This is a genomic window from Paenibacillus sp. B01 (assembly GCF_009649995.1).
Lineage (GTDB): Bacteria > Bacillota > Bacilli > Paenibacillales > Paenibacillaceae > Paenibacillus_O > Paenibacillus_O pasadenensis.
The window spans coordinates 894,593-920,015 of sequence record NZ_CP045802.1 but is presented as its reverse complement, the minus strand read 5'-3'; the positions used below and the strand labels follow the sequence as shown (position 1 = coordinate 920,015).

General features: G+C 66.2%; 23 protein-coding genes. 3 read left to right on the top strand and 20 right to left on the bottom strand.

Annotated elements, in window-relative coordinates; all coding sequences use genetic code 11:
- Window positions 1-22 precede the first annotated feature (22 nt).
- The 16 genes from GE073_RS04045 to GE073_RS03970 form a co-directional block, all read right to left on the bottom strand.
- Window positions 23-2,650, bottom strand: coding sequence for a glycosyl hydrolase (locus tag GE073_RS04045; RefSeq protein ID WP_153782806.1), 2,628 nt, complete (start codon window positions 2,648-2,650; stop codon window positions 23-25).
- A gap of 277 nt (window positions 2,651-2,927) precedes the next feature.
- Window positions 2,928-3,752 carry a pilus assembly protein TadG-related protein gene (locus GE073_RS04040; protein WP_194843262.1) on the bottom strand — a complete coding sequence of 275 codons (825 nt, stop codon included), beginning with the start codon at window positions 3,750-3,752 and terminating at the stop codon, window positions 2,928-2,930.
- Between the two features lies 1 nt (window position 3,753).
- Complete coding sequence (locus GE073_RS04035; protein WP_028600226.1) at window positions 3,754-5,193, bottom strand: S-layer homology domain-containing protein; 1,440 nt, start codon at window positions 5,191-5,193, stop codon at window positions 3,754-3,756.
- Between the two features lie 52 nt (window positions 5,194-5,245).
- Window positions 5,246-5,542, bottom strand: coding sequence for a hypothetical protein (locus GE073_RS04030; protein WP_028600225.1), 297 nt, complete (start codon window positions 5,540-5,542; stop codon window positions 5,246-5,248).
- A 19-nt stretch (window positions 5,543-5,561) separates the two neighbouring features.
- A complete protein-coding gene (locus GE073_RS04025) occupies window positions 5,562-7,367 on the bottom strand; it encodes a hypothetical protein (RefSeq protein ID WP_153782804.1) in 1,806 nt (601 codons plus the stop codon).
- 10 nt (window positions 7,368-7,377) lie between these two features.
- Window positions 7,378-7,848, bottom strand: a complete 471-nt coding sequence (locus tag GE073_RS04020; RefSeq protein ID WP_194843261.1) for a TadE/TadG family type IV pilus assembly protein — start codon at window positions 7,846-7,848, stop codon at window positions 7,378-7,380.
- On the bottom strand, window positions 7,793-8,008 hold the full coding sequence (locus tag GE073_RS04015; RefSeq protein ID WP_043111752.1) for a Flp family type IVb pilin: 216 nt from the start codon (window positions 8,006-8,008) through the stop codon (window positions 7,793-7,795). Before GE073_RS04015 ends, GE073_RS04020 begins: the two co-directional genes overlap by 56 nt.
- Window positions 8,009-8,066: 58 nt before the next feature.
- Complete coding sequence (locus tag GE073_RS04010) at window positions 8,067-9,002, bottom strand: type II secretion system F family protein (RefSeq protein WP_153782802.1); 936 nt, start codon at window positions 9,000-9,002, stop codon at window positions 8,067-8,069.
- On the bottom strand, window positions 9,002-9,943 hold the full coding sequence (locus GE073_RS04005) for a type II secretion system F family protein (RefSeq protein ID WP_028600222.1): 942 nt from the start codon (window positions 9,941-9,943) through the stop codon (window positions 9,002-9,004). The genes GE073_RS04010 and GE073_RS04005 overlap by 1 nt, the downstream gene beginning before the upstream one ends.
- Window positions 9,930-11,279, bottom strand: a complete 1,350-nt coding sequence (locus GE073_RS04000) for a TadA family conjugal transfer-associated ATPase (RefSeq protein ID WP_043111750.1) — start codon at window positions 11,277-11,279, stop codon at window positions 9,930-9,932. Before GE073_RS04000 ends, GE073_RS04005 begins: the two co-directional genes overlap by 14 nt.
- Window positions 11,227-12,462 carry a CpaE/TadZ family protein gene (locus GE073_RS03995; protein WP_028600221.1) on the bottom strand — a complete coding sequence of 412 codons (1,236 nt, stop codon included), beginning with the start codon at window positions 12,460-12,462 and terminating at the stop codon, window positions 11,227-11,229. The genes GE073_RS04000 and GE073_RS03995 overlap by 53 nt, the downstream gene beginning before the upstream one ends.
- 1 nt (window position 12,463) lies before the next feature.
- Complete coding sequence (locus GE073_RS03990) at window positions 12,464-13,369, bottom strand: SAF domain-containing protein (protein WP_028600220.1); 906 nt, start codon at window positions 13,367-13,369, stop codon at window positions 12,464-12,466.
- Between the two features lie 144 nt (window positions 13,370-13,513).
- Window positions 13,514-13,966 (bottom strand): prepilin peptidase, encoded by a 453-nt coding sequence (locus GE073_RS03985; RefSeq protein WP_052333532.1) that lies wholly within the window; start codon window positions 13,964-13,966, stop codon window positions 13,514-13,516.
- 393 nt (window positions 13,967-14,359) lie between these two features.
- Window positions 14,360-15,472 carry an NADH:flavin oxidoreductase gene (locus tag GE073_RS03980; RefSeq protein ID WP_153782801.1) on the bottom strand — a complete coding sequence of 371 codons (1,113 nt, stop codon included), beginning with the start codon at window positions 15,470-15,472 and terminating at the stop codon, window positions 14,360-14,362.
- Window positions 15,473-15,734: 262 nt separating this feature from the next.
- On the bottom strand, window positions 15,735-16,847 hold the full coding sequence (locus tag GE073_RS03975; protein WP_153782800.1) for an NADH:flavin oxidoreductase: 1,113 nt from the start codon (window positions 16,845-16,847) through the stop codon (window positions 15,735-15,737).
- An 80-nt stretch (window positions 16,848-16,927) separates the two neighbouring features.
- Window positions 16,928-17,275 carry an ArsR/SmtB family transcription factor gene (locus GE073_RS03970; RefSeq protein WP_228551258.1) on the bottom strand — a complete coding sequence of 116 codons (348 nt, stop codon included), beginning with the start codon at window positions 17,273-17,275 and terminating at the stop codon, window positions 16,928-16,930.
- A gap of 228 nt (window positions 17,276-17,503) precedes the next feature.
- On the opposite strand from GE073_RS03970, the gene GE073_RS03965 reads away from it, so the two are divergent.
- Window positions 17,504-17,746, top strand: coding sequence for a hypothetical protein (locus GE073_RS03965; RefSeq protein ID WP_127464601.1), 243 nt, complete (start codon window positions 17,504-17,506; stop codon window positions 17,744-17,746).
- A gap of 659 nt (window positions 17,747-18,405) precedes the next feature.
- Here the strand turns inward: GE073_RS03965 and msrA are convergent.
- From msrA to GE073_RS03950, 3 genes are all read right to left on the bottom strand, one after another.
- Window positions 18,406-19,383: a peptide-methionine (S)-S-oxide reductase MsrA gene (gene msrA, locus GE073_RS03960; RefSeq protein WP_228551257.1), complete on the bottom strand. Its 978-nt coding sequence runs from the start codon at window positions 19,381-19,383 to the stop codon at window positions 18,406-18,408.
- A gap of 72 nt (window positions 19,384-19,455) precedes the next feature.
- Window positions 19,456-21,075 (bottom strand): gamma-glutamyltransferase family protein, encoded by a 1,620-nt coding sequence (locus GE073_RS03955; protein ID WP_153784653.1) that lies wholly within the window; start codon window positions 21,073-21,075, stop codon window positions 19,456-19,458.
- A 182-nt stretch (window positions 21,076-21,257) separates the two neighbouring features.
- The gene (locus GE073_RS03950; RefSeq protein WP_153782798.1) at window positions 21,258-21,464 is read right to left on the bottom strand and encodes a hypothetical protein; all 207 of its coding nucleotides are present in this window, start codon (window positions 21,462-21,464) and stop codon (window positions 21,258-21,260) included.
- 105 nt (window positions 21,465-21,569) lie between these two features.
- Between GE073_RS03950 and GE073_RS03945 the strand changes: the two genes are divergently transcribed.
- A complete protein-coding gene (locus tag GE073_RS03945) occupies window positions 21,570-22,538 on the top strand; it encodes a quinone oxidoreductase family protein (RefSeq protein WP_153782797.1) in 969 nt (322 codons plus the stop codon).
- Between the two features lie 85 nt (window positions 22,539-22,623).
- On the opposite strand, the gene GE073_RS03940 is transcribed toward GE073_RS03945, so the two are convergent.
- The gene (locus tag GE073_RS03940) at window positions 22,624-24,435 is read right to left on the bottom strand and encodes a proline--tRNA ligase (RefSeq protein WP_153782796.1); all 1,812 of its coding nucleotides are present in this window, start codon (window positions 24,433-24,435) and stop codon (window positions 22,624-22,626) included.
- 158 nt (window positions 24,436-24,593) lie between these two features.
- Between GE073_RS03940 and GE073_RS03935 the strand changes: the two genes are divergently transcribed.
- On the top strand, window positions 24,594-24,977 hold the full coding sequence (locus GE073_RS03935; RefSeq protein ID WP_153782795.1) for a hypothetical protein: 384 nt from the start codon (window positions 24,594-24,596) through the stop codon (window positions 24,975-24,977).
- The last annotated feature ends 446 nt before the right edge of the window (window positions 24,978-25,423 follow it).

Sequence of the window (25,423 nt, the reverse complement as noted above, 5' to 3'; positions counted from 1 at the left end):
TCCTACGCCGCCTGTCTAATCGCTAATGCGTATACGTATAATGCGGCGAATCATACTGCGGACCGCTCTTCTCGTAGGTGAACCACAGCTCGATCGACTGCCCGGAGGTCAGCCCCTGGATCGTGTGCGTCCAGGTCGAGCCGCTCTTGATCATGCGCACGTTCTGCTGGTTCGCTCCGTTCACAAGATAGTGGACGTCCACATAGGCCGCGGCGGTGCTGGGCGTGAACGCGATCGACTCCGAGGAGCCGCTCTTCGTCACCGTGGCGGTGAAGTCCGCATGGGTGTAGGTCTGGCCAGCCGGCGGCGTCGGTGTCGGCGTGGCCGTTGGCGTTGGTGTCGCCGTTGGCGTCGCCGTCGGCGTTGGCGTTGGTGTAGGCGTCGGGGTCGGATTGCTGCCGCCCGCGCCTTCCGTCGCCGAGCCGTTCGCCGGCACGCTCATCGTCTTGCCGTCGGAGAACGTCACCGTGATCGCCGAGTTCGTCAGGTTGTAGGCGGTGTAGGTCTTCACGCCGTTTTTGTTGAACACGGCATAGGCCGGCGTATTGGCCGTGACCGTGCGGTCCTGGTTGCCGATCGCGTCGAGATTGTAGATCCAGTGGTACGCGAACGCTTTGGAATTGCCTGCTTCTGCCGACAGCGCGCCGCCGCGCGAGGTCCAGAAGCTTTTGGCTTCGCCGGGGTTCGAGATCGCGCGGTACATGTAGATCAGGTCCTCCCACGCGTCAAAGCTCGTGCCGCCGTTCTCCGACACCAGCGCGTTGTAGTTGCGCGTCGTGTAGTCCGGGTACTGCGTCAGGTAGAGCGAGGCGCCGGTGAAGGGCAGCCAGTTGATGCCGTGCACTTCCTCCGGGTTGCCGGTCCACCAGGTGCCGTCACCGACGGTCTTGCCGCCCCATACCATGCTCGCCGTGGAGCGCGTGAAGCCGGCCGGCCGGTTCTGGTTGTTGACGTCGAACCAGTATTCGTTGATCGCGTTCATCTCGGTCGTGTACAGGTAGATGCCCGTGTCGCGCGCGGTCGTGTCGCCGGTCGCCTGGCCCCACAGGATCATGCCCGCCCAGGCGTTCATGCCCTCGGAGGAGGATTCGTTGTTGTTGCCGTCGCCGAAGCGCGCATGGCCGGCCGCCCAGGAGTGGCCCGCGTACGGATCGAAGTTGCGCAGATACGGGAACATCGAGTCGCTGCGGCTGCTGCTCGCGATGTCGCGGATGAGCAGGTTGACCATCGGTCCCCACTGCGTCGCCCAGGCTTTGTCCACGCGGGCGATCTCGGCGGCCGCCTTGATGAAGTAGCCATAGTGGAAATGATGGTCGTTGAGCTCGTTGTTCGAGCCGTAGCTGGCCGGGTAGCCGATGACCGTTCCCCAGGTGTTGTTGTAGTAGAACACCTGCGACGATTTCAGATTGCCGGCGCTGTCGCTCGACTTGAACCAGCTTTGCAGAATCGTCTTGATCTCGCTGCGGAATTTGTTCGCCGCCGTCGTGTCGCCGACCTGGTCGGCGATCGGGGCGAGCGAGGCGAGCTTGCCGAGGCGCTTGCCGATCCAGTACGTGTCGCCGTCGCCTGTGTACGTCTCGGCTTCCGCCTGGTCGACGTACTGCTGCAGCTGCTGGCGGTTGTACGAGCCTTTATCCGGCAGGCTAGGCAATACTCCGTAATACTTCATCTTCGTCTGGAAGGAGCTCCCTTCCCCGACCTTCATCTGGCCGCGCACGGAGTTGTAGGCGTATGAAGTCAGCGCCGTGCTGCTGTTCTTCCACTGATGCGGATAGAGCGCGAACAGCGTGCCCGTCTGCGTGCCCTGCTTAGCCTGAGTCGTGAACGCGTACGTCGTCGTCACCTCGCTGGCGGAGGCGTTGTACGAATAGCTGGCCGTCGTGCCCGTCACATGCGAGTAGGCGTACTGGGCGAACTTCGACAGCGTCGCCGCGGAGTTGTCCGGCAGCGCCGCGACGGAGAAGTAGCTCGTGCCGCTGTTCGTCAGCGTCTTGTCGCCGATGCCGCTCCACGTCGTGCCGCTGGCGCCGAACAGGCCGTAATGCGCGCCCGCGACCGTAATGCCGAGCACCGGCGTCGAGGCGCTGCCCGACCAGATCGTCGGCGTGTCATAGAAGCTGATTTTCGGGCTGCCGCCCGCGTAGGTGAAATACACATACGGCGAGCCGTGGCCGTAGCTGACGTTCATCTCGCTCGCGCCGCTCTTGTACTGGGCTTTGACGAACCAGTCGCTGAAGCCGTCGACCTTGGCGTCCGGGAAGCTCGCGACGGCCGAGTGGCCGACCGTGAAGTCGTGGATGTCGTTGATCCAGCCGCAGACGCAGCTCGAATTGGCCGTGATCCGGTTGCCCGGATAGTAGATGCGGATGCCGCCGGAGCCGTTTTTCATCGCCAGCGGATGCGGATACTGGGCCTCCGAGTACGTGTCCCAGGCGAGGTTGCTCCACCAGTCGTTGGTCGGCATCGCGCCGGTGACGTTGCCCGTCTTGTAGATCTGGCTTTGCACGTTGACCGCTCCGGGCGGCAGCACCGTCGAGTACGAGCCCGCGCCGAGCGCGACCTCGCCGCTATAGGCGGTAGCCGCTCCGGCCGGGACGGCGACCGCGGCGAGCAGGCTGAGCAGCAGCAGCCAGGCGATTCGTTTGTTCATCATGGTCCTCCTTGGGAAATGGGATGGAGATCAAGCCGATAAGGAAACGCTTTCATCTTTTGTCGCCATCAGCTCCTCTCTCCTCCAGCGTAGCAGGACGGGACAACCGTTCCTAGGCATCGGATTTCAGGTCGATTCCCATTATTTCACATGGATGGCTGCGCTTGGCCTGGTTTCTCCAAGCCAAAAAGCACCATGGAGGCGCCTAAGCCGCCTCCATGGCGCTTGTCGGTTTCGCTGCCCGCTCGGAAGAGCCGGCGTAGCCCTGCTGCCTTGCCTACCAGTAAATCATCATCGGCACCTTGCTGCTGACGTCGATCGGAATTTCCTTGGAGCCGAGCGCCGCCGCCGCCTTGGCCGTCAAGTCGCTCCGAATGCCGATCGTCTCGAGGGTGATCGTACGGCCCGACTCCAGCAGGAACTTCGGCTTGCGCTCGTACGGGAACTCCAGTCCGCCGTTCGGCAAGCCTTCGTTGCGCCGGGCCGTCTCGCGGGCGGCCGCGCTGATGCGGCCCGAATGGCGCTTGACCGTGTCGTAGAGCAGGTCGCCGTTGCGCGTGGCGGTGAAGGAGTCGGCGAAATACCGTTCCCGGACGATGCGCATCCAGTTGTCCGACAGCCAGTCGGCATCGCGGAACCGCTCTTCCTCGACGATCTCGTCATAGAGGCGCTCGTCGTCGAATTCGCCCCGCTCGGATGGCGGAGCGCTCGGCGTCGGCGTCGAAGTCGGCGTGGCGGTCGCGTCCGGCAGCCCTCCCGCCGGCGAGCTCGGCGTCGGCGTCGGCACGGACGTAGGAGTCGGCTCCGGCGTCCTCCGCGCCTCCTGCTCGCCTTCATGCAGCTTGCGCGCCTGAGCGCCCGCCTCCTGCTCCAGCGCTTCCTCGTACAGCTCCTTGATCGTCTCCACCGCCGCCAGCGCCGCCGCGTCCGCGACGTTCTGCGCCTGCCGCTTCTCGATGAAGACCGTGTAGAAGTAGAACAGATAGATCGCGAGCAGAATGAACATCGCCATCATGCCGATGCCGAGCAGCGACATGCCTCCGCGTTCGTCGCGCAGCAGCCGCGCCAGCCGGCCGCGCCTCGCTCCGTCGAGCGCGTCCATCTCAGTCCTCCGCCTCGACTTCGGCATTCTGCGTGATCCAGTAGGCCGCCTCGGCGCGCGTGACCGGCTTTTGCGGCTCGAGCTTCTTGTCCGCTCCGAACGTATCGAGGTACGGCGGCGTGTCCCAGTTCGAGCTGACGTAGGCTTGAACGCCGCCGAGAAAGATCTTGCCGACCTTGTCCCGATCCTCGAAGTTGCGCAGATTGACCTCGGATACCTCCGCCGCCAAAGGCTTGACGACGAGGCCGTAGCGCTGGTACCAGCCCCACAGCACGGTCAGCTGCTCGCGGGTGAGCGGCTCGGACAGCCGCATCGTGCCGTCGGGGAAGCCCGAGATGATGCCGGCCTGCGTCAGGCCCTCCACCAGCTCGTAGCCTTCATCCTGCTGCTTGACGTCGGAGTAGGTCGGCTCCGGCGCGCGGAAAGGAATGACGCCCTTGTCGTCGTACGCCGCCATCCAGCGGATGAATTCGAAGCGCAGGATCGGCTCGTCCGGGCGGAAAGCCCCCGAGCCGTCCAGCACGCCGGCGACCTGTCCGGCCAGCTTGGCGACGGCGGCTTCGCGCTTGTGGCCGGCGATGTCGGACGGGGCGGCAGCGGGGGCGGCCTCCTCGATGCCTTGGACCTCGACCTGCACCTTAGGCGCGGGAGGCGAGAAGCCGTCTCCGCCCGACTCCTCGCCCGCGTTCTCGACGATCCAGTACGCGGCCTGCGAGCGGCTGACGAGCGCCTCTGCCGCCAGGCGGGACGTGTCGCCGAACGTCCGGAGATATGGCTTCCCGTCTGCCACGGATACATAGTGCGCGACCGCGCGAATGTAAGGCTCGGGAATCTCCTTGCGATCCTCGCGGCTCATGATCACCACCTCGGATGAAAGGCGGTCCCGATCGGACTCCTTGATCGACGCGCGGTCCTGGTACCAGGCCCAAAGCCGCGCCAGCTCGCCGCGCTGCAGCGGCCCGTCCAGCTGCAGCGGCTTGCCCGGCTCGGCCCCGAGCCGGCCTGCCTCGACCAGTCCATGGATCCAGCCGTAATCGGGGCTGTCCGCTTCGAGATCGGGATACATCGGCGGCTTCGACAAGTCTGCGTCCTCCAGGCCTTTGTCGTCGTAAGCGGTCATCCAGCGCAGGAAGTCGCCCTTCGTGACCGGCGCGGAAGGCTCGAACAAGCCTCCTGAAGAGGGCGTCGCGATCCCGCTCTCGAGCAGCTTGACGATCTGCTCGCGGAACTTGTGATCGCCGATATCCGTGACGACGACGGATGCCGGCGCCGCGGATGCGGTCGGCACCGGCGTGCCGACCGGTCCTTCGGTCGCGGACGGCGAAGCGGCCGCCGACGGTTTGGGCGACGGCTGCTCGGCGTTGCCGCCGGAGCAGGCTGCGGCGACCATGCCGGTGAGCAGCAGCAAGGCCGCGGCCTTGCTCGTAGAAGAGGGCTTCATCGATTCACAGCCTTTTTTCCGGCTTGCGCAGCCGGGTAGTAGAGTCACAGAGTCAATTCATATAGAAGCGATACAGGTTGAGCCCGCCGAACACGACGACCGCCAGCACGATCCGGATGAGGTAGGAGCGCCGCGTCTGCGCGTCGCCCCGGATGTACATCAGGATCATGACGGCCAGCGCGGGCAGGAAAAACAACAGGAAGAGCCAGATGCCCGTCTCGAAGGTAATGTAGTCATGGTTGCCGCCGAGATAGGCAATTAGGAAGCAGCCTGCGATGAAGAAGATATTGGCCGCCGTCATCGCCTTGGTCAGCTTCTTTTCATCCATGCGTCTGATTTTTTCGATCATGGAAAGCTTCCTTTCCGAGTCAATTCTTGTCCAGCAGCGGCTTGCCTTGCTTGATCGCCTCGTCGCCGCCGACCTCCACCGCTTCCTGCAGCGATCCTTCGCGGCTCTGCAGCCGGTCGAGCGCGTCCTGATTCCGCTGCAGCTGGTCGAGCTGGCGCTGGGTCACGCGATTGCCGCTATCGTCCCAGCGGCTGATGTTGTTCGCGTTCGCCGTGTCGTTCCAGATCCGATTGAGCTCAATGTTGGTGATCGTCCGGTTGCGGTTCGGAACGACCGTTTCGACGGTCCGCCCCCCGAGATCGGAGAACGAGGTGCCGATGTCCTGCTCGGAGCGCAGCCGGTTCAAGCGGCCGCCGAACAGGCTTTGCAGCACGAAGCCTTTGAAGAAGCCGGACGCCGCGGCTGTCTCGGGATCCAGCTTTTCCTTGGGCTTCGCCAGCGCGACGATGACGTTCTCGAACGTCTGGGAAAAGGTCGCCGCCACCCGCTTGCCGAGCGGGCTGCGCGCCGCCGCGCCGAGAGCGTCGCCGACCCGGTCGAAGACAAGCGCGCCGACGAAGCTTTCGACGGCCATCAGGCCGACTTCGCCTACTGTCGGCAGCTTGCCTTCAAACGTCATCTTGATGCCCATGTTCATGACCATGTTGACGGCCGTGCTGAACTGGAACGTCTTCGACGTCAGCGTGCTTTTCAACGCCGCCACCGGATGCTTCGCCATGTTCAGGAAGCCGCTCTTGAGATTGCCCATGGCGGACTTGGCGAAGCTGGCCATGCGGGAGCCTGCCGTGCGCAGCGCGCTCTTGAGGCCGGCGGAGCGGACGAGCTGGATGCCCCCGCGCACCGCTCCGAACACGCCGGCGTGGCCGAGCGTCAGCACGGTTCCTGCCGCCAGCCCGCCGATGCCCATCGCCTTGACGAAGCTGAAGCTGTCTCCGGCGACGAGCGCGTAGATGCCGCCCGCGATCGCGCCGACGACGAGCGCCGCGATGATGACCGGCGCCGCGAACGTGATGCCGATGATTGCCGCCACCCCGACGACGACGCCGACGACGATCGCTGCGCCGAGCAAGCCTCCGCCGGCGCCTTTGGCAAACTGCACGGTATTGTCCCACAGCTTCTCATACCACGGCTTGCCGCCGTCGGTGTCGGCGCCGCCAGGATCGGACTTTCCGGGATCGGAAGTGCCTGGATCGATGTCTCCGGGATCGGTGTCGCCGGAGTCAGTGTCGCCAGAGTCAGTATCACCGGGCTCGGTGTCGCCGCCATCGGTGCTGCCGGGATCGGTTGTACCATCCGGATCAGTCGTCCCGTCCGGATCAGTCGTGCCGTCCGTGTCGGTCGTGCCGTCCCTGTCGGTCGTCCCGTCCGTGTCGGTATTCCCGCCATCGACGCGGCCCGGATCGGTCGTTCCATCCGGATCCGCCCCGTCCGGATCTGCCCCGCCGGGATCCGTGACGCCGGGATCCGCCCCGCCCGGATCGGTCTGGCCGGGATCGGCGCTGCCGGGATCGACCTCGCCCGGATCCGCCGATCCCGGGTCCGTATCGTCGCTGTCGCCGGTCGACCCCGGATCGGGCGGTCCCGGCGAGGCGGCATCGCCGGCGTCGTAGTCCGGCCTGCCGGTCGAGCCGTCCGGCACCGCGACCTCGATCGAGGAGGCCGGCTTCTCCGCGCCTTTGTCGGGTATCTCATAGGAGTCCAGCCCGGTGCCGATGCCGCTGTCCGCCTCCGCCAGAGCCGGCACGGCGGCATGCGCCGCGCCGCCCAGCAGCAGCATCAGCAGGATCAGGGCGCGCGTCCAGCTGCGGATTCGAATCGGTCTCACCTCCATGAACCTATTCGTTCGCTTTTTCCTTCATGACCGTCACTTGCGTGCTTATCGGCACCGCCCAGCCGGAGCCGAACAGCGAGCCTGTCACCATCGGCGACTCCAGCACGACGCGCACGGTCACATATTCACCGCTCTCGGAGCGGGAGATTTCACGGATGCCGTAGCTGCCCGCCGTGTTGCGGACCGCTTGTTCATAATGGGGGCCGGCGCCGTCCGCGACCATCGCGGCGCGAGCGCCTTCCATCGCGGCCTGCTTGGCCACGACGGCCGTCATGCCGACGAGCGCGAACTGCACGACGACGAGCACCATGAGCAGGAACAGCGGGACGATGCCGACGAACTCGATCGCCTGCGCCCCGCGCTCGTCGCGCAGCGAACGGAAAAGCGGGCGGACCGCTTGCCGTCCGCCCGAAGCGCTCTTAAATCTTGATCTTGTCGATGAAGCCTTCGATTTTCTCCTTGAGCTTCGAAGCAATGCCACCATCCCCAAACATTGAGAGTAACGCGATGATCAGCACGACGGCTACGGCCGCGATGCCGATGTACTCGATCGCCTGCGCTCCGCGCTGGTTGCTCAGATAGCTGCGCGCCTGCTGTGCTTTTGCGTACAGATGAATGCCAAGAGTCCGGATCATTGGGAAGTCACCTCCTCTCAAGTCGAATGCGGCCTGCGGAAGCGGGAATCCCGTCCGCTTACAGCCCGTTCAGCCCGTCCCAGCTGAAGCCGATGCCTTCCGGGTTGTAGATGAAGTTGAGCACCAGCATGCCGACGATGAACAGGATGACGCCGGGCAGAATGACGAACGTCGTGATCAGCGTCACCTTCGGCCCCGCCTTGGCGGCCCGTTCCTTGACGGCCGAGACGCGCACGTCGCGCATGTCCTCGGCGAGCGTCTTGAACGTGCTCGAGATCGGCACGCCGAGCCGGCTGCCCTGGAGGAGCGACAGGATGAGCATCTCGAGCGGCTTGGACTGGTTGCGGTTCATGAGCCGCATGTAGGCCTGCTCGCGCGGCACGCCGATGTCCAGCTCCTGCTGGAACCGGCCCAGCTCCTCGCGCAGCGGCCCCTCCATCGTGCGCACGATCTGCTTCATCGCCGGGTCGAGCGGCACGCCCGCCTGCAGCGTCACGCTCATCGCGTCCATGAAGTCCGGCAGGTCGACGCCGATCTGATCCTGCCGGCCCGCTGCGGCCGAGCGCAGCCAGAGTGACGGCCAGACGAGGCCAAGGCCGAACAGCAGCAGCACGAAGATCGAGCTGAAGCCGATGAGCGAGAGCATGGTGCCGGCGAGCAGGCCCGCGAACAGGCAGAGGAAGCGGAAGCCGTAGAACGTGTCCAGCGTAAGCCCGTGCGGGTGCCCGGCCAGCGCCAGCCGCCGCTCCAGCAGCTCGTCGCTGGCGAACAGCTTGAACCTGCGCCCGAGCGGCGTCAGCCCCTCGGACCAGCGGAAGACGAGGGCGGCGATCCGGGCCGGCAGCCGGTCCTTCTTCTTCTTTTCCTTTTCGATGAGTCCAAGCCGCTGCATCAGCGAGATCCGCTTGATCCAGAACCAGCCGAACAGCGCCATCGACAGCGCCCACAGTCCGAGGGCCGCGTAGAGCAGCCTGACCGGCCATTCCATCTGCATCACGCCTTTATCCGGGATACTTTCTGGATCAGCACGAAGCCGATCGCCATCAGCACGACGACCGCCGCCAGCAGGATCAGGCCCGGCAGCGTGAAGATCGGGGTGATGAAGCCTTTGAACACCATGTTGAACACGAACACGAGAAAGACCGGCATGAGCGCCAGCGTCACCGCGATGTAGCGGGACTCCGCCGTCTGGTTGCTGATCTCGCGGTTCACCCGCTCGCGCTCCTCGAGCGTGCGCGCCAGATGGTCGAGCGCCGCGCCGAGGTTGCCGCCCGCCTGCCGCTGCACGAGGATCGTCTGCGTCATGAGCCGGATGTCCTTGCTCGTGAAGCGCTCATGCACCCGCTCCAGCACGTCGCCGACGCCGGTGCCCATCTGCAGCTCGCGCGACATCGTCTGGAACAGGAAGCCGGCCGGAGGCTTGATCTCGCGCGCGACCATATCGATGCCCTGCTGGATGCTCATGCCGGCGCGCACGCAGCTCGAGAGCATGCGGCAGATTTCCGGCAGCTGCCGGTTGATCTGCTCGCCGAACTTCTGCCGGCGGCTCTTGAGAATCTGCTTGGAGCCGAGGTTGACCGCCAGATAGGCGATGAGCAGGTTGTACGGAAAGCCGAGGCTGAGCAGGCTCGCGATCAGCAGGCTGATGACGGCCCATGCGCCGCTCAGCAGCGACAGCCACTGCAGCGGCGTCAGCTTGATATGCGCCGCCTGGAGGCGGTCCGCCCAGCCTCGCCCGTAGTCGGAGGCGTCGAGCCGCAGCGACAGCCGGCGGACGGCGCTGCGGCTCGCGCGCGCCTCCTCGGTATGCAGCGGCGTCAGCTTGCGGCTGAGCGCGTTCATGCCCCGCCGCGCCTGCACGAGCTCGATCATGCCGTACAGGCCGAGCGCGGCCGCGGCGAACACGGTCAGCAGGAACAGGCTATGCTCCGGCATGGCTCATCTCCCCCTCGCGGTCCGGCAAGTAGAAGTCGAGGCCGAGGTCGTAGCCGAGCGCGGCGATCTTGCCGTGGCACTCCGGCACGTAGCCCGTCGTCTCGAAATGGCCGATGCCGAGCCCGTTTTTGTCCGTCCCGGTCCGCCGGTAGCGGAACAGCTCCTTCAGCTTCAGCTGTCCGTCCTCGTCCGCCGCCTCCGCGATCGAGACGATCTTGCGCGTGCCGTCCGGCAGGCGCAGCGTCTGCACGACGAGCTGGATCGCCGCGCTGATGAACGGGCGGACGACATCCGCCGTCATCGAGGCGTTGGACATGAGGATCATCGCCTCGAGCCGGCTCATCGCATCCTTGGGCGAGTTGGCGTGGATCGTCGTGAGCGAGCCCTCATGGCCGGTGTTCATCGCCTGCAGCATGTCGAGCGCCTCGCCGCCGCGCACCTCGCCGACGATGATGCGGTCGGGGCGCATGCGCAGCGCGTTCTTGACGAGATGGCGGATCGTGATCTCGCCCGTCCCCTCCATGTTGGCGGGGCGAGCCTCGAGCGAGACGCAGTTTTTGCGGCCGAGCCGCAGCTCGGCCATGTCCTCGATCGTGATGACCCGCTCGCCGACCGGGATCGCCGCGGAGACGATGTTGAGCAGCGTCGTCTTGCCGCTGCCCGTGCCGCCCGAGATGAGCAGGTTCATCTTGCCGGCGACCGCCGCCTCGAGGAACCGCGCCATCTTTTCGGAGAGCGAGCCGAAGCCGAGCAGGTCCTTCATGCCGTACGGATCCTTCTTGAACTTGCGGATCGTCAGCACGGGGCCGTGCAAGGCGATCGGCGGGATCGCGGCGTTGACGCGGCTGCCGTCCTCGAGCCGTCCGTCGACGAGCGGCGAGCTCTCGTCCACCCGCCGTCCGATCGGGGCGACGATGCGGTCGATGATGTGCCGGATATGGTCCTGGTTCTTGAACTGGACGCTCGCCTGGCTGATCCGGCCCTTTTTCTCGATGTAGATCTCGCTCGGGCCGTTGACCATGATCTCCGTAATCTCGTCGTCCTGCAGCAGCGGCTCGAGCGGCCCGTAGCCGACGGAATCGTCGAGGATCATGTCGAGCAGGCGCGTCTTGTCCATCTGCGTGATGATGACCTTCTCCTGCTCCATCATCTCCGTGATCAGCTTCTCGATCGTCTTGCGCTTCTGGTAGGTCGGGAGCCGGATCAGCTGGTCGAGGTTCGTCTCCTTGAGCAGCCGCTCCTTGTAGTGGTTGAACAGTCCGTCCAGAAAGTCCTGCGGCTTCTCAGAAGCCGGCCTGTCGTCCAAGCTGCTGCTGAGCCGCTGGAAGATCGACATGGACCTCGCCTCCTTCTTCCTGGAGCAGCCGCTTCGCCAGCTCGGCGTATTCCTTGAGCGGGCCGCGCATCCGCTTGATCTTCATGCCGGGCTCGACATGCAGCGGCTTGCCGACATTCATCCGGGTCTGCAGGCCGCGCTTGACGTCCTCCGGGATGACCCCGATGACCGGCACCGACACCATCTTGGCGAGATCGTCCAGCGTCACGTCGGCCTTTTTGCTGTGGCGGTTGACGACGATCGACAGCTGCTCCGGATCGGTCAGATGGTAGCGGTCGATGATGTCCAGCGCATGCTTCATCCGCACAATCGACGGACGGTCGACGGCGAGCAGGTACAGCACGCGGTCGGCGTTGCCGAGCGCCGCGATCGACACCTCGTCGAGCGGCTTGGGCAGATCGAGCACGATGTAGTCGAAATGCTGGCGGCAAGCGCTGAACAGCAGCTCCATGTCGCTGCCGCCGAACGTCTCCGCCTCCTGCGGATGCGCCGGGGACAGCAGCACCTGGACGCCGGACGGGTCCAGCTTGTACAGGACATTGCTCAGCTGGCTGTACGTCAGCTCCTGCAGCACCGACTTGAGGTCGCCGAGATCCCGCTCGGCCTGGATGTCCAGGTAGTGCTGCAGGCCGCCGTACTGCATGTTGAGGTCGACGAGCAGCACGCGCGCGCCGGGCTTCATCGCCAGCATCTGGGACAAATGAAGCGCGGCGGTCGTCGTCCCGGAGCCGCCGGACGCGCTGTACAGGGCATAGATGCGGCCGCCGGACGCGCGGCTCGCGCGCCCCGCAGGTCCGCCCCGGTAGGCGCGGACGAGGCGCTGCGCCTTTTGCACCGACGCCTCCAGCTGGTCGAGCTCGTCGGGGATGCGCAGCACGTCGGCGATGCCGGCGCGGTACAGCTCGCGGATCTGGGCGAAGTCGCCGCTGCGGCTCAGATAGAGGATCGGCGCCGATTCGTTGACCTTCTTGAGCTGCTGCACGACCGCCGTCAGGTCGATCGCCTCCAGCGGCTCCGCCAGCAGGACGACGCGCGGCTCCGCCGGGCTCAGCTCCATGTAGGCCTCGCGCGGCTTGGCGATCTGCTCGCCGATCGTGAAGTTGAGGAACGTCACGTTCTGCCGCAGCTGCTGCATGAGCCGGCTGTCGTCGGTAATGAGGGCGAGCTTGGCGTTGTCGCTCATGTCATTGTCCTCCCTTCGCCGGCGAAGCGGACGGAGACGGCTTCACGGACGGGCTTGGCTTGGCGGCGGAGTCCGGGGCAGCCTGCGTCTTGGCGGCCGAGCCGGAGCCCGGCGCGGCGCCGGCCGTGCCGGAATCCGGCGCGGTCCCGGCAGCGCCGGAGCTGGATGCGGCGCCGGATGCGGCGCCCGCTGCCGGCGAGGCCGACGGGACCGGAGACGCGGGCGGCGAAGCGCTCGGCGCGGCTGCGTCCGGCAGGGACCCTTTTTCCTGCGCGGCCTTGGCGTTCCCGGTCTTGAGCAGCCGCACCTCCTTGCCGTAGTTGAGCGCCCACACGACGCTCTTGGCATCCGCGAGCTTGACCATGACGCCGACGGCCGTAATCTCGTCGCCGGTCTTGTGCACGCTGCTGACGGTAACGCCCTTGAGCAGCACCTGCGTCGTGCGCCGGTCGGCTCCGGCCGTCTGGCCGCCCTCGCCGTCCTGCTCGTAGGAGATGAGCAGGTCGACCTGATCGTAAGCGTCGATCTGATCGTCGAACACCGCCAGCGGGGCGCGCAGCAGCACTTGGCGGAAGTCGCCCGAGACGAGGCTGTTGTCGCGCAGCATCGCCTGCGTGATGACGGCTCCTTTGACGATCGGAACCATCGAGACGCGGCCGATCAGATCGGCGGGCGATTCGATCAGGCTGTCGAGCATGTATTTCCGAGGCAGCTCCTGCTCCTCGAGCAAGGTCTCGTCGATCACCCTGCCGGCCGGAATGTCGCTGCCCGCCACCTGCACGGTGACCAGCTCGCCGAGACTGTCTTTCGTTTCCTGCATGTAGCTGGAGAAGAGAATGACGGCCGCCGCTCCGAAGGCTAGCGAGAGCAGCAGCAGCAGCAGCGCGCGCCGCTTGGATTCGAACATCGTCTGAACACCTCTTGGTCGATGATGTAGGGGCAATGCGGTGAATCGTCGGAGCCCAGATCCGGGCGGATGGGAGCCATGCCGCGCTGGGCGGACGTTCGGAATCGGATGCGGGCGGCATCCGGATGCGGCAGGCAGCCGGGCTCAGCCCGCCCACGCCGCCAGCATCACGGCGCCGGCGCCGACGGCGAAAAACGGCGCCATCGGCAGCTCTGCCGCGCTGACGCGGCGGGGCATGAGCCTGCGCAGAAGCAGCAGCGGCCAAGCCAGCAGCCCTGCCGCGAGAAATCCCGCCGTCATGGCGGCCAAGCCGCCCAAGGCTCCGAGCGCCGCGCCGATGGCGGCCAGCAGCTTGATGTCTCCCCCTCCGAACAAGCCTCGGGAGAGGAAGGCGACGAGCAGCCCGGCGGCCAGCAGCCCCGCCGCTCCGCCGAGCGCGGCGAGAATGCCTGCTCCCGCCGGATGGACCGCATGGAGCGCGACGAAGTACAGCAGCGCCGGGATCGTGGCATGATCGTAGATTTTCCGTACGGCGAGGTCGGTCGCGACGCTGTATGCCAGCAGCAGTCCCAAAGGCACATATAGCCAGCCGCTCAAAATCGGATCCCTTCCTTCTAATGCCACCCATTGTGTCAAAAAAAGTTTTGCCAAGTAAATAAGGCTTTTGGCGCGGACGGTTTTTCAATTAACTTTCTTTTTGTAACTCTAGTGCCAAAACGATCGAGAATTTCTTCTTTTTTCCTGTTCTCGTGTATATAAACCGTTTTTTTTCGTTTGAAAACAGTTCTTTCGGCTTAGTAACTTTTGCTCAGAAGAATGGTATCAATATATCGTTATTTCCCGAGCCTCCCAACGGGAATGCGACTTCCGTCGGACAATGCCTGCAGCAAAAAAGCCGCCTCGCCGGTCATCGTGACCGGCGAAGCGGCTTTGCAGGTTCGTGCTTCGAGACGGCGGCGCAGGCGCCGCTCAAGCGCCGCTCGGCAAGGCTCAGCTTAGGCTGCCGAGCGCCTCGCGCGAGAACGGCTGCAGCTCCGACACGCGGCCGTCGCGGATCTTCTCCGCCCAGGCCGGATCGGTCAGCAGCGCGCGGCCGACGCCGACGAGATCGAATTCTTCGTTGTCCAGCCGCTTGATCAGCTCCTCGATGCGCGGCTCCTCGCCGCCCTTGCCATCGGGGGACACGCTAGCAAACGCGGCATCCAGGCCGACCGAGCCGACCGTAATGACCGGCTTGCCGGTAATGCGGCGCGTCCAGCCGGCCAGGTTGAGCGGCGAGCCCTCGAACTCCGGCTCCCAGAAGCGGCGCGTCGAGGCGTGGAACACATCGACTCCGGCGGCGCTCAGCGGGGCGAGGAAGCGCTCCAGCTCCTCCGGCGTCGACGCGAGCTTGTTGCCGTAGTCCACATATTTGAACTGCGAGAAGCGGAACACGATCGGGAAGTCCGGTCCGACCGCCTCGCGCACGGCCTCGATCACCTCGACGGCAAAGCGGGCGCGCCCCGCGAGATCGCCGCCATATTCGTCGTCGCGCTGGTTCGTGCGCTCCCAGAAGAACTGGTCGATCAGGTAGCCGTGCGCGCCATGGATCTCGACGCCGTCGAAGCCGATGCGCTTCGCCTCGGCGGCCGCATCCGCGTAAGCCTTCACGAGGCCGCGGATTTCCTCCACGGTCAGCGGCTCGGATACCTTTTCGCCGGTCAGCGACAGTCCCGACGGACCGATCGGCAGCGCGTCCGACTCGGGGAAGGCCGATGCCTCGCGGACGGTCCCGACATGCCAGATCTGGGGAATGATCTTGCCTCCGGCCTCATGCACCTCGCGCACGACATTCGCCCAGCCCTCCAGCGCGTCGGCGCCGTAGAAATGCGGCACGTCCCGGTCCGATGCGGCCGCCGGATGGTCGATGATCGTGCCTTCCGTAATGATGAGCCCTACGCCGTGCTCGGCGCGGCGGCGATAATAGGCGGCGACGTCGGCGCCAGGCACGCCGCCGGGCGAAAAGCTGCGCGTCATCGGCGCCATCACGACGCGGTTGTCGAGCTTCAGCTTGCCGCCCTCGAACGGACGGAACAGCGGCGCGGCATGGGTAGCGGTAGACATGATCAAAGGCCTCCTCGACGATCCTGAATTTGTATATCTATATTTATAAATATATAGATTAATGAGCGCAAAAGCAACCTTTATCTTTCGGTTGCCCGCAGCTCTGCGGCGAGAAGAGGGGACCGGACCGACTGCGCAGGTCCGGTCCGGTCTTGCTCGAGGGGCTGCCGAAGCCGACGCCATCCGGAAACTCAGCGCGCGCCTGCGTTGGAGACAGGGAGACGGGCCGTATGCGGAGCGCGGCCTCGACCTGCTTCGCGCCTCAGCTCAGGCTGCCGAGCGCCTCGCGCGAGAACGGCTGCAGCTCCGACACGCGGCCGTCGCGGATCTTCTCCGCCCAGGCCGGATCGGTCAGCAGCGCGCGGCCGACGCCGACGAGGTCGAATTCTTCCTTTTCCAGCCGCTCGATCAGCTCCTCGATGCCAGCCGTCTCGCCGCCCTTGCCCTCGGTGAACACGCTCGTGAACGTCGAATCCAGGCCGACCGAGCCGACCGTAATGACCGGCTTGCCGGTAATGCGGCGCGTCCAGCCGGCCAGGTTGAGCGCAGAGCCCTCGAACTCCGGCTCCCAGAAGCGGCGCGTCGAGGCGTGGAACACATCGACTCCGGCGGCGCTCAGCGGGGCGAGGAAGCGCTCCAGCTCCTCCGGCGTCGGCGCGAGCTTGGCGTCGTAGTCCACCGGCTTCCACTGCGAGAAGCGGAATACGATCGGGAAGTCCGGTCCGACCGCCTCGCGCACGGCCTCGATCACCTCGACGGCAAAGCGGGCACGCCCCGCGAGATCGCCGCCGTACTCGTCGTCGCGCTTGTTCGTGCGCTCCCAGAAAAACTGGTCGATCAGGTAGCCGTGCGCGCCGTGGATCTCGACGCCGTCGAAGCCGATGCGCTTCGCCTCGGCGGCCGCATCCGCGTAAGCCTTCACGAGGCCGCGGATTTCCTCCACGGTCAGCGGCTCGGATACCTTTTCACCCGTCAGCGACAGTCCCGACGGACCGATCGGCAGCGCGTCCGACTCCGGGAAAGTCGAGGCTTGGCGAGCGGTGCCGACATGCCAGATCTGGGGAATGATCTTGCCTCCGGCCTCATGCACCTCGCGCACGACGCGAGCCCAGCCCGCCAGCGCCTCCGCGCCGTAGAAATGCGGCACGTTCCGGTCCGCTGCAGCCGCCGGATGGTCGATGACCGTGCCTTCGGTAATGATCAGCCCTACGCCGTGCTCGGCGCGGCGGCGGTAATAAGCGGCGACGTCGGCGCCAGGCACGCCGCCGGGCGAAAAGCCGCGCGTCATCGGCGCCATCACGACGCGGTTGTCGAGCTTCAGCTTGCCGCCCTCGAACGGACGGAACAGCGGCGCGGCATGGGTAGCGGTAGACATGGTCAAAAATTCCTCCTAGACATCCTGTTTTGTAATTCTATATTCATGAATATATAGATCAATGGACGCAAGAGCAACCCTTATTCTTTGGTTGCCTGCAGCTCCGCGGCTAGATCGGCGAGGAACGCCTTGATCGCCGCTTCGTTGCGCCGGTAATAGGTCCACTGTCCGAAGCGGCGCGACTCCAGCAGGCCGGCCTTTTGCATCGAGGCGAGATACGAAGAGATGACCGACTGCGTCAATCCGGACTTGTCCTGGATGCTGCCGACGCAGACGCCGCCCGGGAACTCGGAACGCACCTGCTCCGGGGACAGAGGGAACTGGCCGTCTACATCTCGCAGCCAGCACAGGATGTTCAGCCTCGTCTCGTTGGAGATCGCCTTGAGGATGCCTAGTCTTTCGTCGTTCGACATCGGTACCGTGCTCATGCCTATGCCTCCGTTTCTTAGGTCTGGTCTTCCCAGTATAGCAAAAGTCCTGTCGATGAGAAAAATGAAACCGAGATTATAATTCCTTCAGACTCGTCTGCCGGAGCATTCCGTCATGCTAAGATCGAGCAGGCGACCAAAGCTTGGAAAAAATCGCCCTCGGAATCCGCCGCCGTGTCCGCGCCGGCCCGCCGATTCCAATCCATTCGCTACGGGAGGATATCGACCATGAGAACGATCGACGAGCTTGAACATACAGCAAGGGTACATACCGTCATTGAAGTCGTGAAGGAGGTGCTCGGCGACACTGTGCTGACCGATGAGTTCATCGCCAGCCTGCGGCGCATGAGCTTCGAGGAGCTCGGCCAGTTCGTGCTGCGCCTCGTGACGACGCGCGAGCTCGATGCGGCTTTCCTGGCCGTCTCGGCCATGGATGCCGAAGTCCAGCAGCAGCAGCTCGGCTTCGCTTGAGCAGGGGCTGCTAGCTGCAGGAGCAGGCCTTATAGGCCGCGCCGGGCGGCTGGTGGCGCGCCGGGCGGGCTGTGTTGCTGCGCCGGGCGGGCTGTGTTGCTGCGCCGGGCGGGCTGTTGGCGCGCCCTGCGGGCTGCGGCTCCGCTCGCGGAGCGCGGCTACGCCCGGGGGAGCCGACTGAGGCTCCTCCCGGGAAGCGCTGCGGCATCCTGCGCACGAAAGAGGCTGTCCCAGGTCGTTCGAACGACCTGGGGCAGCCTCTTTGCCTTTCATGAAGGCACTTCCGACTCCTTCAATCCATCCAATGCGCCTGACACGCCCGATGAAGGCACTCTTGACTCCCTCCATTCATCCCCACGCACCCAACCGCCCCATGAAGGCACTCTCGACTCCCTTAATTCAGTCCACGCACCCAAGCCGCCCGATGAAGGCACTCTCGACTCCCTTAATTCATCCCCACGCACCCAAGCGCCCGATGAAGGCACTCTCGACTCCCTCCATTCACCCCCACGCACTCAACCGCCCGATGAAGGCACTCTCGACTCCCTTCATTCACCCCCACGCACCCAAGCCGCCCGATGAAGGCACTCTCGACTCCCTCCATTCATCCCCACACACTCAACCGCCCCATGAAGGCATTTTCGACTCCTTCATGCGAGTCAACGCATCTCCTCCCATAGCGCGAGCTGGCCGGCATAGCCTTCCTCCGCCAGCCGGCTGCAGGGCACGAATCGCACCGCCGCCGAGTAGACACGATAATGCCCTCCGCCGCCTGTCGCGTCCGCTTCCCGCAGCGCATAGCCGAGGAACAGCCCGCTCAGCCGCGACAGCAGCGCCGTCCGCGGCGGGCCGGAGCCGAGCTCCGCCTCGCGGACGATCAGGCCGTCATGAAGCGGCCGCCGGAAGGCCGGCCATCCGTCGCCGGCATCGAATTGATCCGGCGTGCCGAACAGCGGATCGCCCGTCAGCAGGTCGACGTAGATGCCTTGCTCCGGCTGGCTCCAGTACGCATTGGCATAAGCCGGCTCGGGCCGGCGCTCCAGCGCGGTCAGCCTTTGCTCCGCCGTCAGCAGGCTTTCCAGCCGCTTGCGGTCCCGCTCCCGCTTCCAGTGGCGGCGCAGGAAAGCATCCCTCCCCGAGGCCTGGCGATACAGCCGGTAATGGCCGAAGCGCCGCCGATGATACTGCTGATGCTCGTCCTCTGCCGGGTAGAACGGGCCTGCCGCCACGATCTCCGTGGCGATCCGTCCCTTGAAGCGCCCGCTCCGCTCCAGCGCCCGCCGCGAAGCCTCCGCCAGCTCGCGCTGCCGCTCGTCCTGGACGAAGATCGCCGTCCGATACGAAGCGCCTCGATCCTGGAACTGGCCTCCCGCATCCGTCGGATCAATCTGCCGCCAGAACAGGTCGAGCAGCCGCTCATACGGAAAAAGGCGCGGATCGAACTCGATCCGCACCGCTTCCGCGTGGCCGGTCGTCTCCGACGCCACCCGCTCGTACGTCGGGTCGTCCGTCCAGCCGCCCGTGTAGCCCGACGTGACCGACAGGATGCCCGGCAGCCGCTCGAACGGCTCGACCATGCACCAGAAGCAGCCCCCGGCAAAAACCGCGACGCCGACAGCAGGCTCCCTGCCGTCCACGGCAACGGCATCGCTCCCGTCCGGCGCTGCCCCGCGACGCCGCAGCCAGCGGCCGACTAGCCGCCGCATCGGCTAGAAGCCCGCGACGATGCCGTCCGTGCGGAAGTCGGTGCCGCCGCACAGCACGCCCGTCGCCGGATCGCGCAGGATGATCTGTCCGCGCCCGAACGAGCCGAAGCCGTCTTCCCGCCGCACGGCATGGCCCATCCGCTCCAGCGCCTCCGCGACGTCCGCCGGGAAATGCGGCTCGACCGAGACGCTGAGCCCCTCGTGCCATTGCCAGCGCGGCGCGTCGAGCGCCGCCTGCGGATGCAGGTTGTAGTCGACCAGGTTCATGACCGCCTGCACATGGCCCTGCGGCTGCATATAACCGCCCATCACGCCGAACGGACCGACCGGCTGGCCGCCGCCGCGCGTGAGGAAGCCGGGGATGATCGTGTGGTACGTCTTTTTGCCCGCCAGCAGCGCGTTCGCATGGGACGGAACGAGCGAGAAGTCCGCGCCGCGGTTCTGCAGCGCGATGCCGGTGCCCGGCACGACGATGCCCGAGCCGAAGCCCATGTAGTTGCTCTGGATGAACGACACCATGTTGCCCTCGTTGTCTGCCGTCGCCAAATAGACCGTGCCGCTGCCGCCTGGACGGCCGGGCTCCGGCATCATCGCCTGCGGCCCGATCAGGCCGCGGCGGAGCGCCGCATATTCCGGAGAGAGCAGCTGCTCGGGCGCGACCTTCATATGGCGCGGATCGGTCAGATGCTTCAGTCCGTCGGCAAAAGCAAGCTTCGTCGCTTCGAGCTGCCGATGGATCGCTTCCGCCCCAAGCCTTTCCTCCGGCCGGAACTCGAAGCCGTCCAGAATCGACAGCGCCTGCAGCGCGACCAGCCCCTGGCCGCTCGGCGGAATCTCCCACACCTCGAAATCGCGATAACGGACATGGATCGGGTCGACCCACTCCGGCGCGTAGGCGGCCAGATCGGCCGCGGTCAGGAAGCCGCCGCGCTCCCAGATGCAGGCGTGGATCCGCTCGGCCAGCTCGCCCTCGTAAAAGCTGCGCGCCCCGCTGCGTCCGATCGAGCGGAGCGTCTCGGCATGCGCCGGCGAAGCCCACAGCTCGCCGGCCCGCGGCGCGCGGCCATGCGGAGCGAAGGTCTCCATCCAGGCGGCGACGTCCTCGGCGGACAGCTGCTTGCCGTAGGACTGAAAAGCCCGGTCCCAATAATAGGCCGCGACCGGCGAGACCGGAAAGCCTTGCTCCGCATAGCTCGCCGCCGGCTCCAGCAGCTCGTCCAGCCCGAGCCGCCCGAAGCGGGAGCTCAGCTCGGCCCAGGCGGCCGGCGCGCCCGGCACCGTCACCGGGATGGCGCCGAGGCGGGGCATCGCTTCATGGCCGCGCTCCCGCAGCGCGTCGATCGAGATCGACGCCGGCGCCGGGCCGTTGCCGCTGAGGCCGTGCAGGCGGCCGCCCGTCCAGACGAGCGCGAAGGCGTCGCCCCCGATGCCGTTGGAGCAGGGCTCGACGACCGTCAGCGCGGCCGCGGCCGCGACGGCGGCGTCGATCGCGTTGCCGCCTTGGCGCAGGATGTCGAGCCCGGCCTGCGCCGCGAGCGGCTGCGAGGTCGCGACCATGCCTCTGCGGGCGTAGGCTGGCTGACGATAGGAAGGATGCGGATGATGGAGCGGATCAAAGGTCATGGACACGTTCGGTAAGCCTCCTTGGAAGGGAAAATTCTTCCTCCAGTATACCATCCGCAGCCCGCAGGCGCGCGCCGAACCGCCTACATACATCCTTCCACCGTCCTCCCAACGTCCTCCAACCTTCCTCTGACCGTCTTCCCACCGTCCTCCCAACGCCCTCCCATCGGCCCGCCGCTGATTTAGTGTCCGATCCGATGCGCCGCCTCGTCCGCGTCCGCCCAGCCGCTGGCCGCCAGCAGCAGCACCGCGCACAGGATCAATCCCGCGCCGACGGCCGCTGCGTAGCGGCTGTTCAGGCGCGAGCCTTTGCGGGCGGCGAGCAGCATCGCCGCTCCTACGGCGGCCAACAGCGCCGCGACGAGCCCTAGTCCGGCATGTTCCCCCATGGTGCCTTCGCCTCCTTCGCATCGAATGCCAGCGTCCACTATACTACAAGGAGAGAACGCGCAGCCCAAGGATATAGATTCGCATAGGGGAAGGGGAGACGACGAATGAAAGCATTGGTTTTTCACGCCTTCGGAGGACCGGAGACGCTCCGATACGAGGAGCTGGCCGATCCTGTCATCGGGGAGGGAGAGGTGCTCGTCCGCATGGAGGCGATCGGCCTGAACTTCGCGGACATCTATCGCCGCAGCGGCACCTACCATCTGACCGGGCAGCCGCCCTACATCCTCGGCTACGAGGGAGCGGGAGTCATCGAGCAGACGGGAAAAGGTGCCGGCGCGCTGCGGCCGGGCGATCGCGTCGCGTTCGCCGATGTCCCCCACGCCAACGCCGAGCTGGTCAAGGCGCCGGTCGACCGGATCATTCCGCTCCCGGACGACATCTCCTGCGAGCAGGCGGCGGCCTTGCTGCTGCAAGGGCTGACCGCCCACTACCTCGTGCAGGACAGCTATGCGGTCTCGGCCGGCGACGACGTGCTCGTCCATGCCGCTGCCGGCGGCGTCGGCCAGCTGCTCGTGCAGATGGCGGCGGCCAAAGGCGCGCGCGTGCTCGGCCTGACGTCCTCCGAGGCCAAGCGCGAGACCGCCCTGCGATCAGGCGCGGACGAAGCGCTGCTGTACGGCCCGGACTGGGCCGGCGAGGCGCGCCGGTGGAGCCGGGACGGCCAAGGCGTGACGGTCGCCTACGACTCCGTCGGCTCGACGCTCCCGAGCAGCTTCGCCGCGGTGCGGACGCGGGGAACGGTCGTCTTTTACGGCATGGCCGGAGGAGATCCGGAGCCTGTCGATCCGCGCATGCTCATGGACACGTCCAAGACGCTGACCGGCGGCGACCTGTGGAACCACGTCACGACGGCGGAGGAGCGCGTCGCCCGCTCGGGCGAGCTGTTCCAGTGGATCCGCGGCGGGCGGCTGCGGCTGGCGGACATCCGCCGGTTTCCTTTGAAAGACGGCGCCGAAGCCCACCGCCTGCTCGAAAGCCGGCTGCACAGCGGGAAGATCGTGCTGCTTCCCTGAACCGCCGGCACAGCTGCGTCGTTGATGCCCGCCTGCATTTAAAAAGCCCATTCGCCGCGTGGCGGATGGGCTTTTGGAGCATCGCTCAGCTCGGCCGGAAGCGCTCCAGCACGCGCCGGACCGCCTCCTCGGCGGACACGGCCTCCTTGCCGAGGCCGCTTCTCTCGACGTATTCGACTGCGCCGTTCACGGCATCGCGGCCGACGACGAGGCGCACGGGGATGCCGATCAGATCGGCGTCCTTGAACTTCACGCCGGGGCGCTCGTCCCGGTCGTCCAGCAGCGTCTCCACGCCGGCGGCGGAGAGCTGATCGTAGAGGCGCTCGGCGAGCGCCTGCTGAGCCTCGTCCTTCGCGGACACCGCCATCACATGCACATGAAAAGGAGCGAGCGCATCCGGCCAGACGAGGCCATGCCCGTCCTGCGACTGCTCCGCCGCGGCGGCGAGCGCGCGCGAGACGCCGATGCCGTAGCAGCCCATGACGATCGGCCGCTCCTTGCCCGCCTTGTCCAGGTAGAGCGCGCCCAGCTTCTCGCTGTACTTCGTGCCGAGCTTGAACACATGGCCGAGCTCGATGCCCCGGCTGAGCGTCAGGCGGCCTTCCTCGCAGCGGGGGCAGCCGTCGCCCTCGGCCGCGTTGCGGAAAGAGCCCGTCCGCTTCAGCGGAAAGTCCCGTCCCGGGACGACTCCGAGCAGATGGAAGCCTTCCTCGCCGGCCCCGGCGACCGCCGAAGCGAGCGCGGCCGCGTCCCGATCGACGAGCATCGGCACGTCGAGGCCGACCGGTCCGGCGAAGCCCGGCTTGGCGCCGGTCGCGCGCAGCACCGTCTCGGCATCCGCCAGCTCGAGCGCGTCCTCCTCGCGAGCGAGCCCATCCTCCCGCAGCCGCTGCAGCACCTTGAGCTCGTTGATCTCATGATCTCCGCGAACGACGACGGCGACGGGCGTGCCGCCGGCGACGAACAGCAGCGTCTTGAGGATGCCGGCCGGCGGCACGTCCAGATAAGCGGATACTTCCGCGATCGTCCGGGCATCCGGCGTCGCTGCGCGCTCCGGCGCCGCGGCGGCGGCGATGGGAGCGGCCGCGGCAGATGGCGGGTCCGTTGCGGAGAAGTCGTCTGCGGCGGGCGTCGAGGGGCCCGTCGTCAGGGACGAAGCGGCGGCGGGGGCGGCCGGCCGCGCCTCGGCCTTTTCCAGATTGGCGGCGTACTCGCAGCGGCTGCAGGAGACGATCGTATCCTCGCCGATGTCCGCCAGCGCCATGAACTCATGCGTGCCCCCGTCGCCGCCGATCGCTCCGGCATCCGCCTCGACGGCGCGGTAGCGCAGGCCGAGCCGGCTGAAGATCCGGTGATATGCCGCGAGCATCGCGCCGTAGGCGCGGTCCAGCCCTTCGCGGTCCGCGTCGAAGGAATACGCATCCTTCATCAGGAACTCCCGTCCGCGCAGCAGGCCGTAGCGGGGGCGGCGCTCGTCGCGGAACTTCGTCTGGATCTGGTACAGCGCGAGCGGCAGCTTGCGGTAGCTGGACACTTCCACTCCGACGAGGGCGGTCACGGCCTCCTCGTGGGTCGGCCCGAGCGCAAACTCGCGGTCGTGGCGGTCGCGCAGCCGCATCAGCTCGGGGCCGTACACATCGTAGCGGCCGGACTGCCGCCACAGCTCGGCCGGCTGCAGCGCGGGCAGAAGCGTTTCCTGAGCGCCGGCGCGGTCCATTTCCTCGCGGATGATCCGCTCGATCTTGCCCAGCACGCGCCGCCCGAGCGGCAGGTACGAGTAGACGCCGGCGGCGAGCTGCCGGATCATGCCGGCGCGCTGCATGAGCGCATGGCTGGACGCTTCCGCGTCGCCGGGGGCTTCGCGCAGAGTAGGGAGCAGCATTCGACTTTGACGCATGGGATTCACACTCCTATGGGATGGGATGGATAAAAATGCAATGCATGGGCAGCCAGACATCGGGAGCTTGAAAAATTTAAAACGAAGCCATTCGTCCTAGCCGTCGATTCGAACCTCCGGCGCGGGGCCAAGGCGCTCTCGACTCCCTCGTCGAGCCGATGCGCCGGATCTCCACGAATCAAGGCACTCTCGGTTCCCTGGCGCTGCCAGTGCGCCGGATCGACGCGAACCAAGGCACTCTCGACTCCCTCGTCGAGCCGATGCGCCGGATCTCCGCGAACCAAGGCACTCTCGACTCCCTCGTCGAGCCGGTGCGCCGGATCTCCGCGAACCAAGGCACTCTCGACTCCCTCGTCGAGCCAGTGCGCCGGATCGACGCGAATCAAGGCACTCTCGGTTCCCTCGTGGAGCCGATGCGCCGGATCTCCACGAATCAAGGCACTCTCGGTTCCCTCGTGGAGCCGATGCGCCGGATCTCCGCGAACCAAGGCACTTTAGACTCCCTGGTGCTGCCAGTGCGGACGAAGCGACGATTTTTCTAGCCGGACGATCGGATGCTTAAAAACAAAAAGCGACGCACTCGTCTAGGGACGAATGCGTCGCGGTACCACCCTGGTTCAGCTGTCGGCCGCCTCATCGGCAGCGTCAGCCCTCTTGCGGATAACGGCCGCTACCGGCAGCTCGCCGCCGCCATGGGAAAGGGCAGGACGAGCTGCAGCTCGCAAGGTGGGAGTCCGATCCTTCGCACGGGAAGCCTCTCAGCCGGGAGCTTCCTTTCTGGGCGGGCGAATGGTGGAGCGGGGTGGCCTTGGTCGTCGCTGTTGCTGGATTGATTAGGCATTACGATACTCCATGAAGCCCGAGGGCGTCAAGGGGCGACTGGTTATGCCTGGCATGGGGCCAGGGAAGTTGGGCTTAGCTTGGCTGCGGCTTGGATGAACCTGGCATGGACCTGCACCAGGCCTTGCGCGGAGCCTCGCCCTTTCTA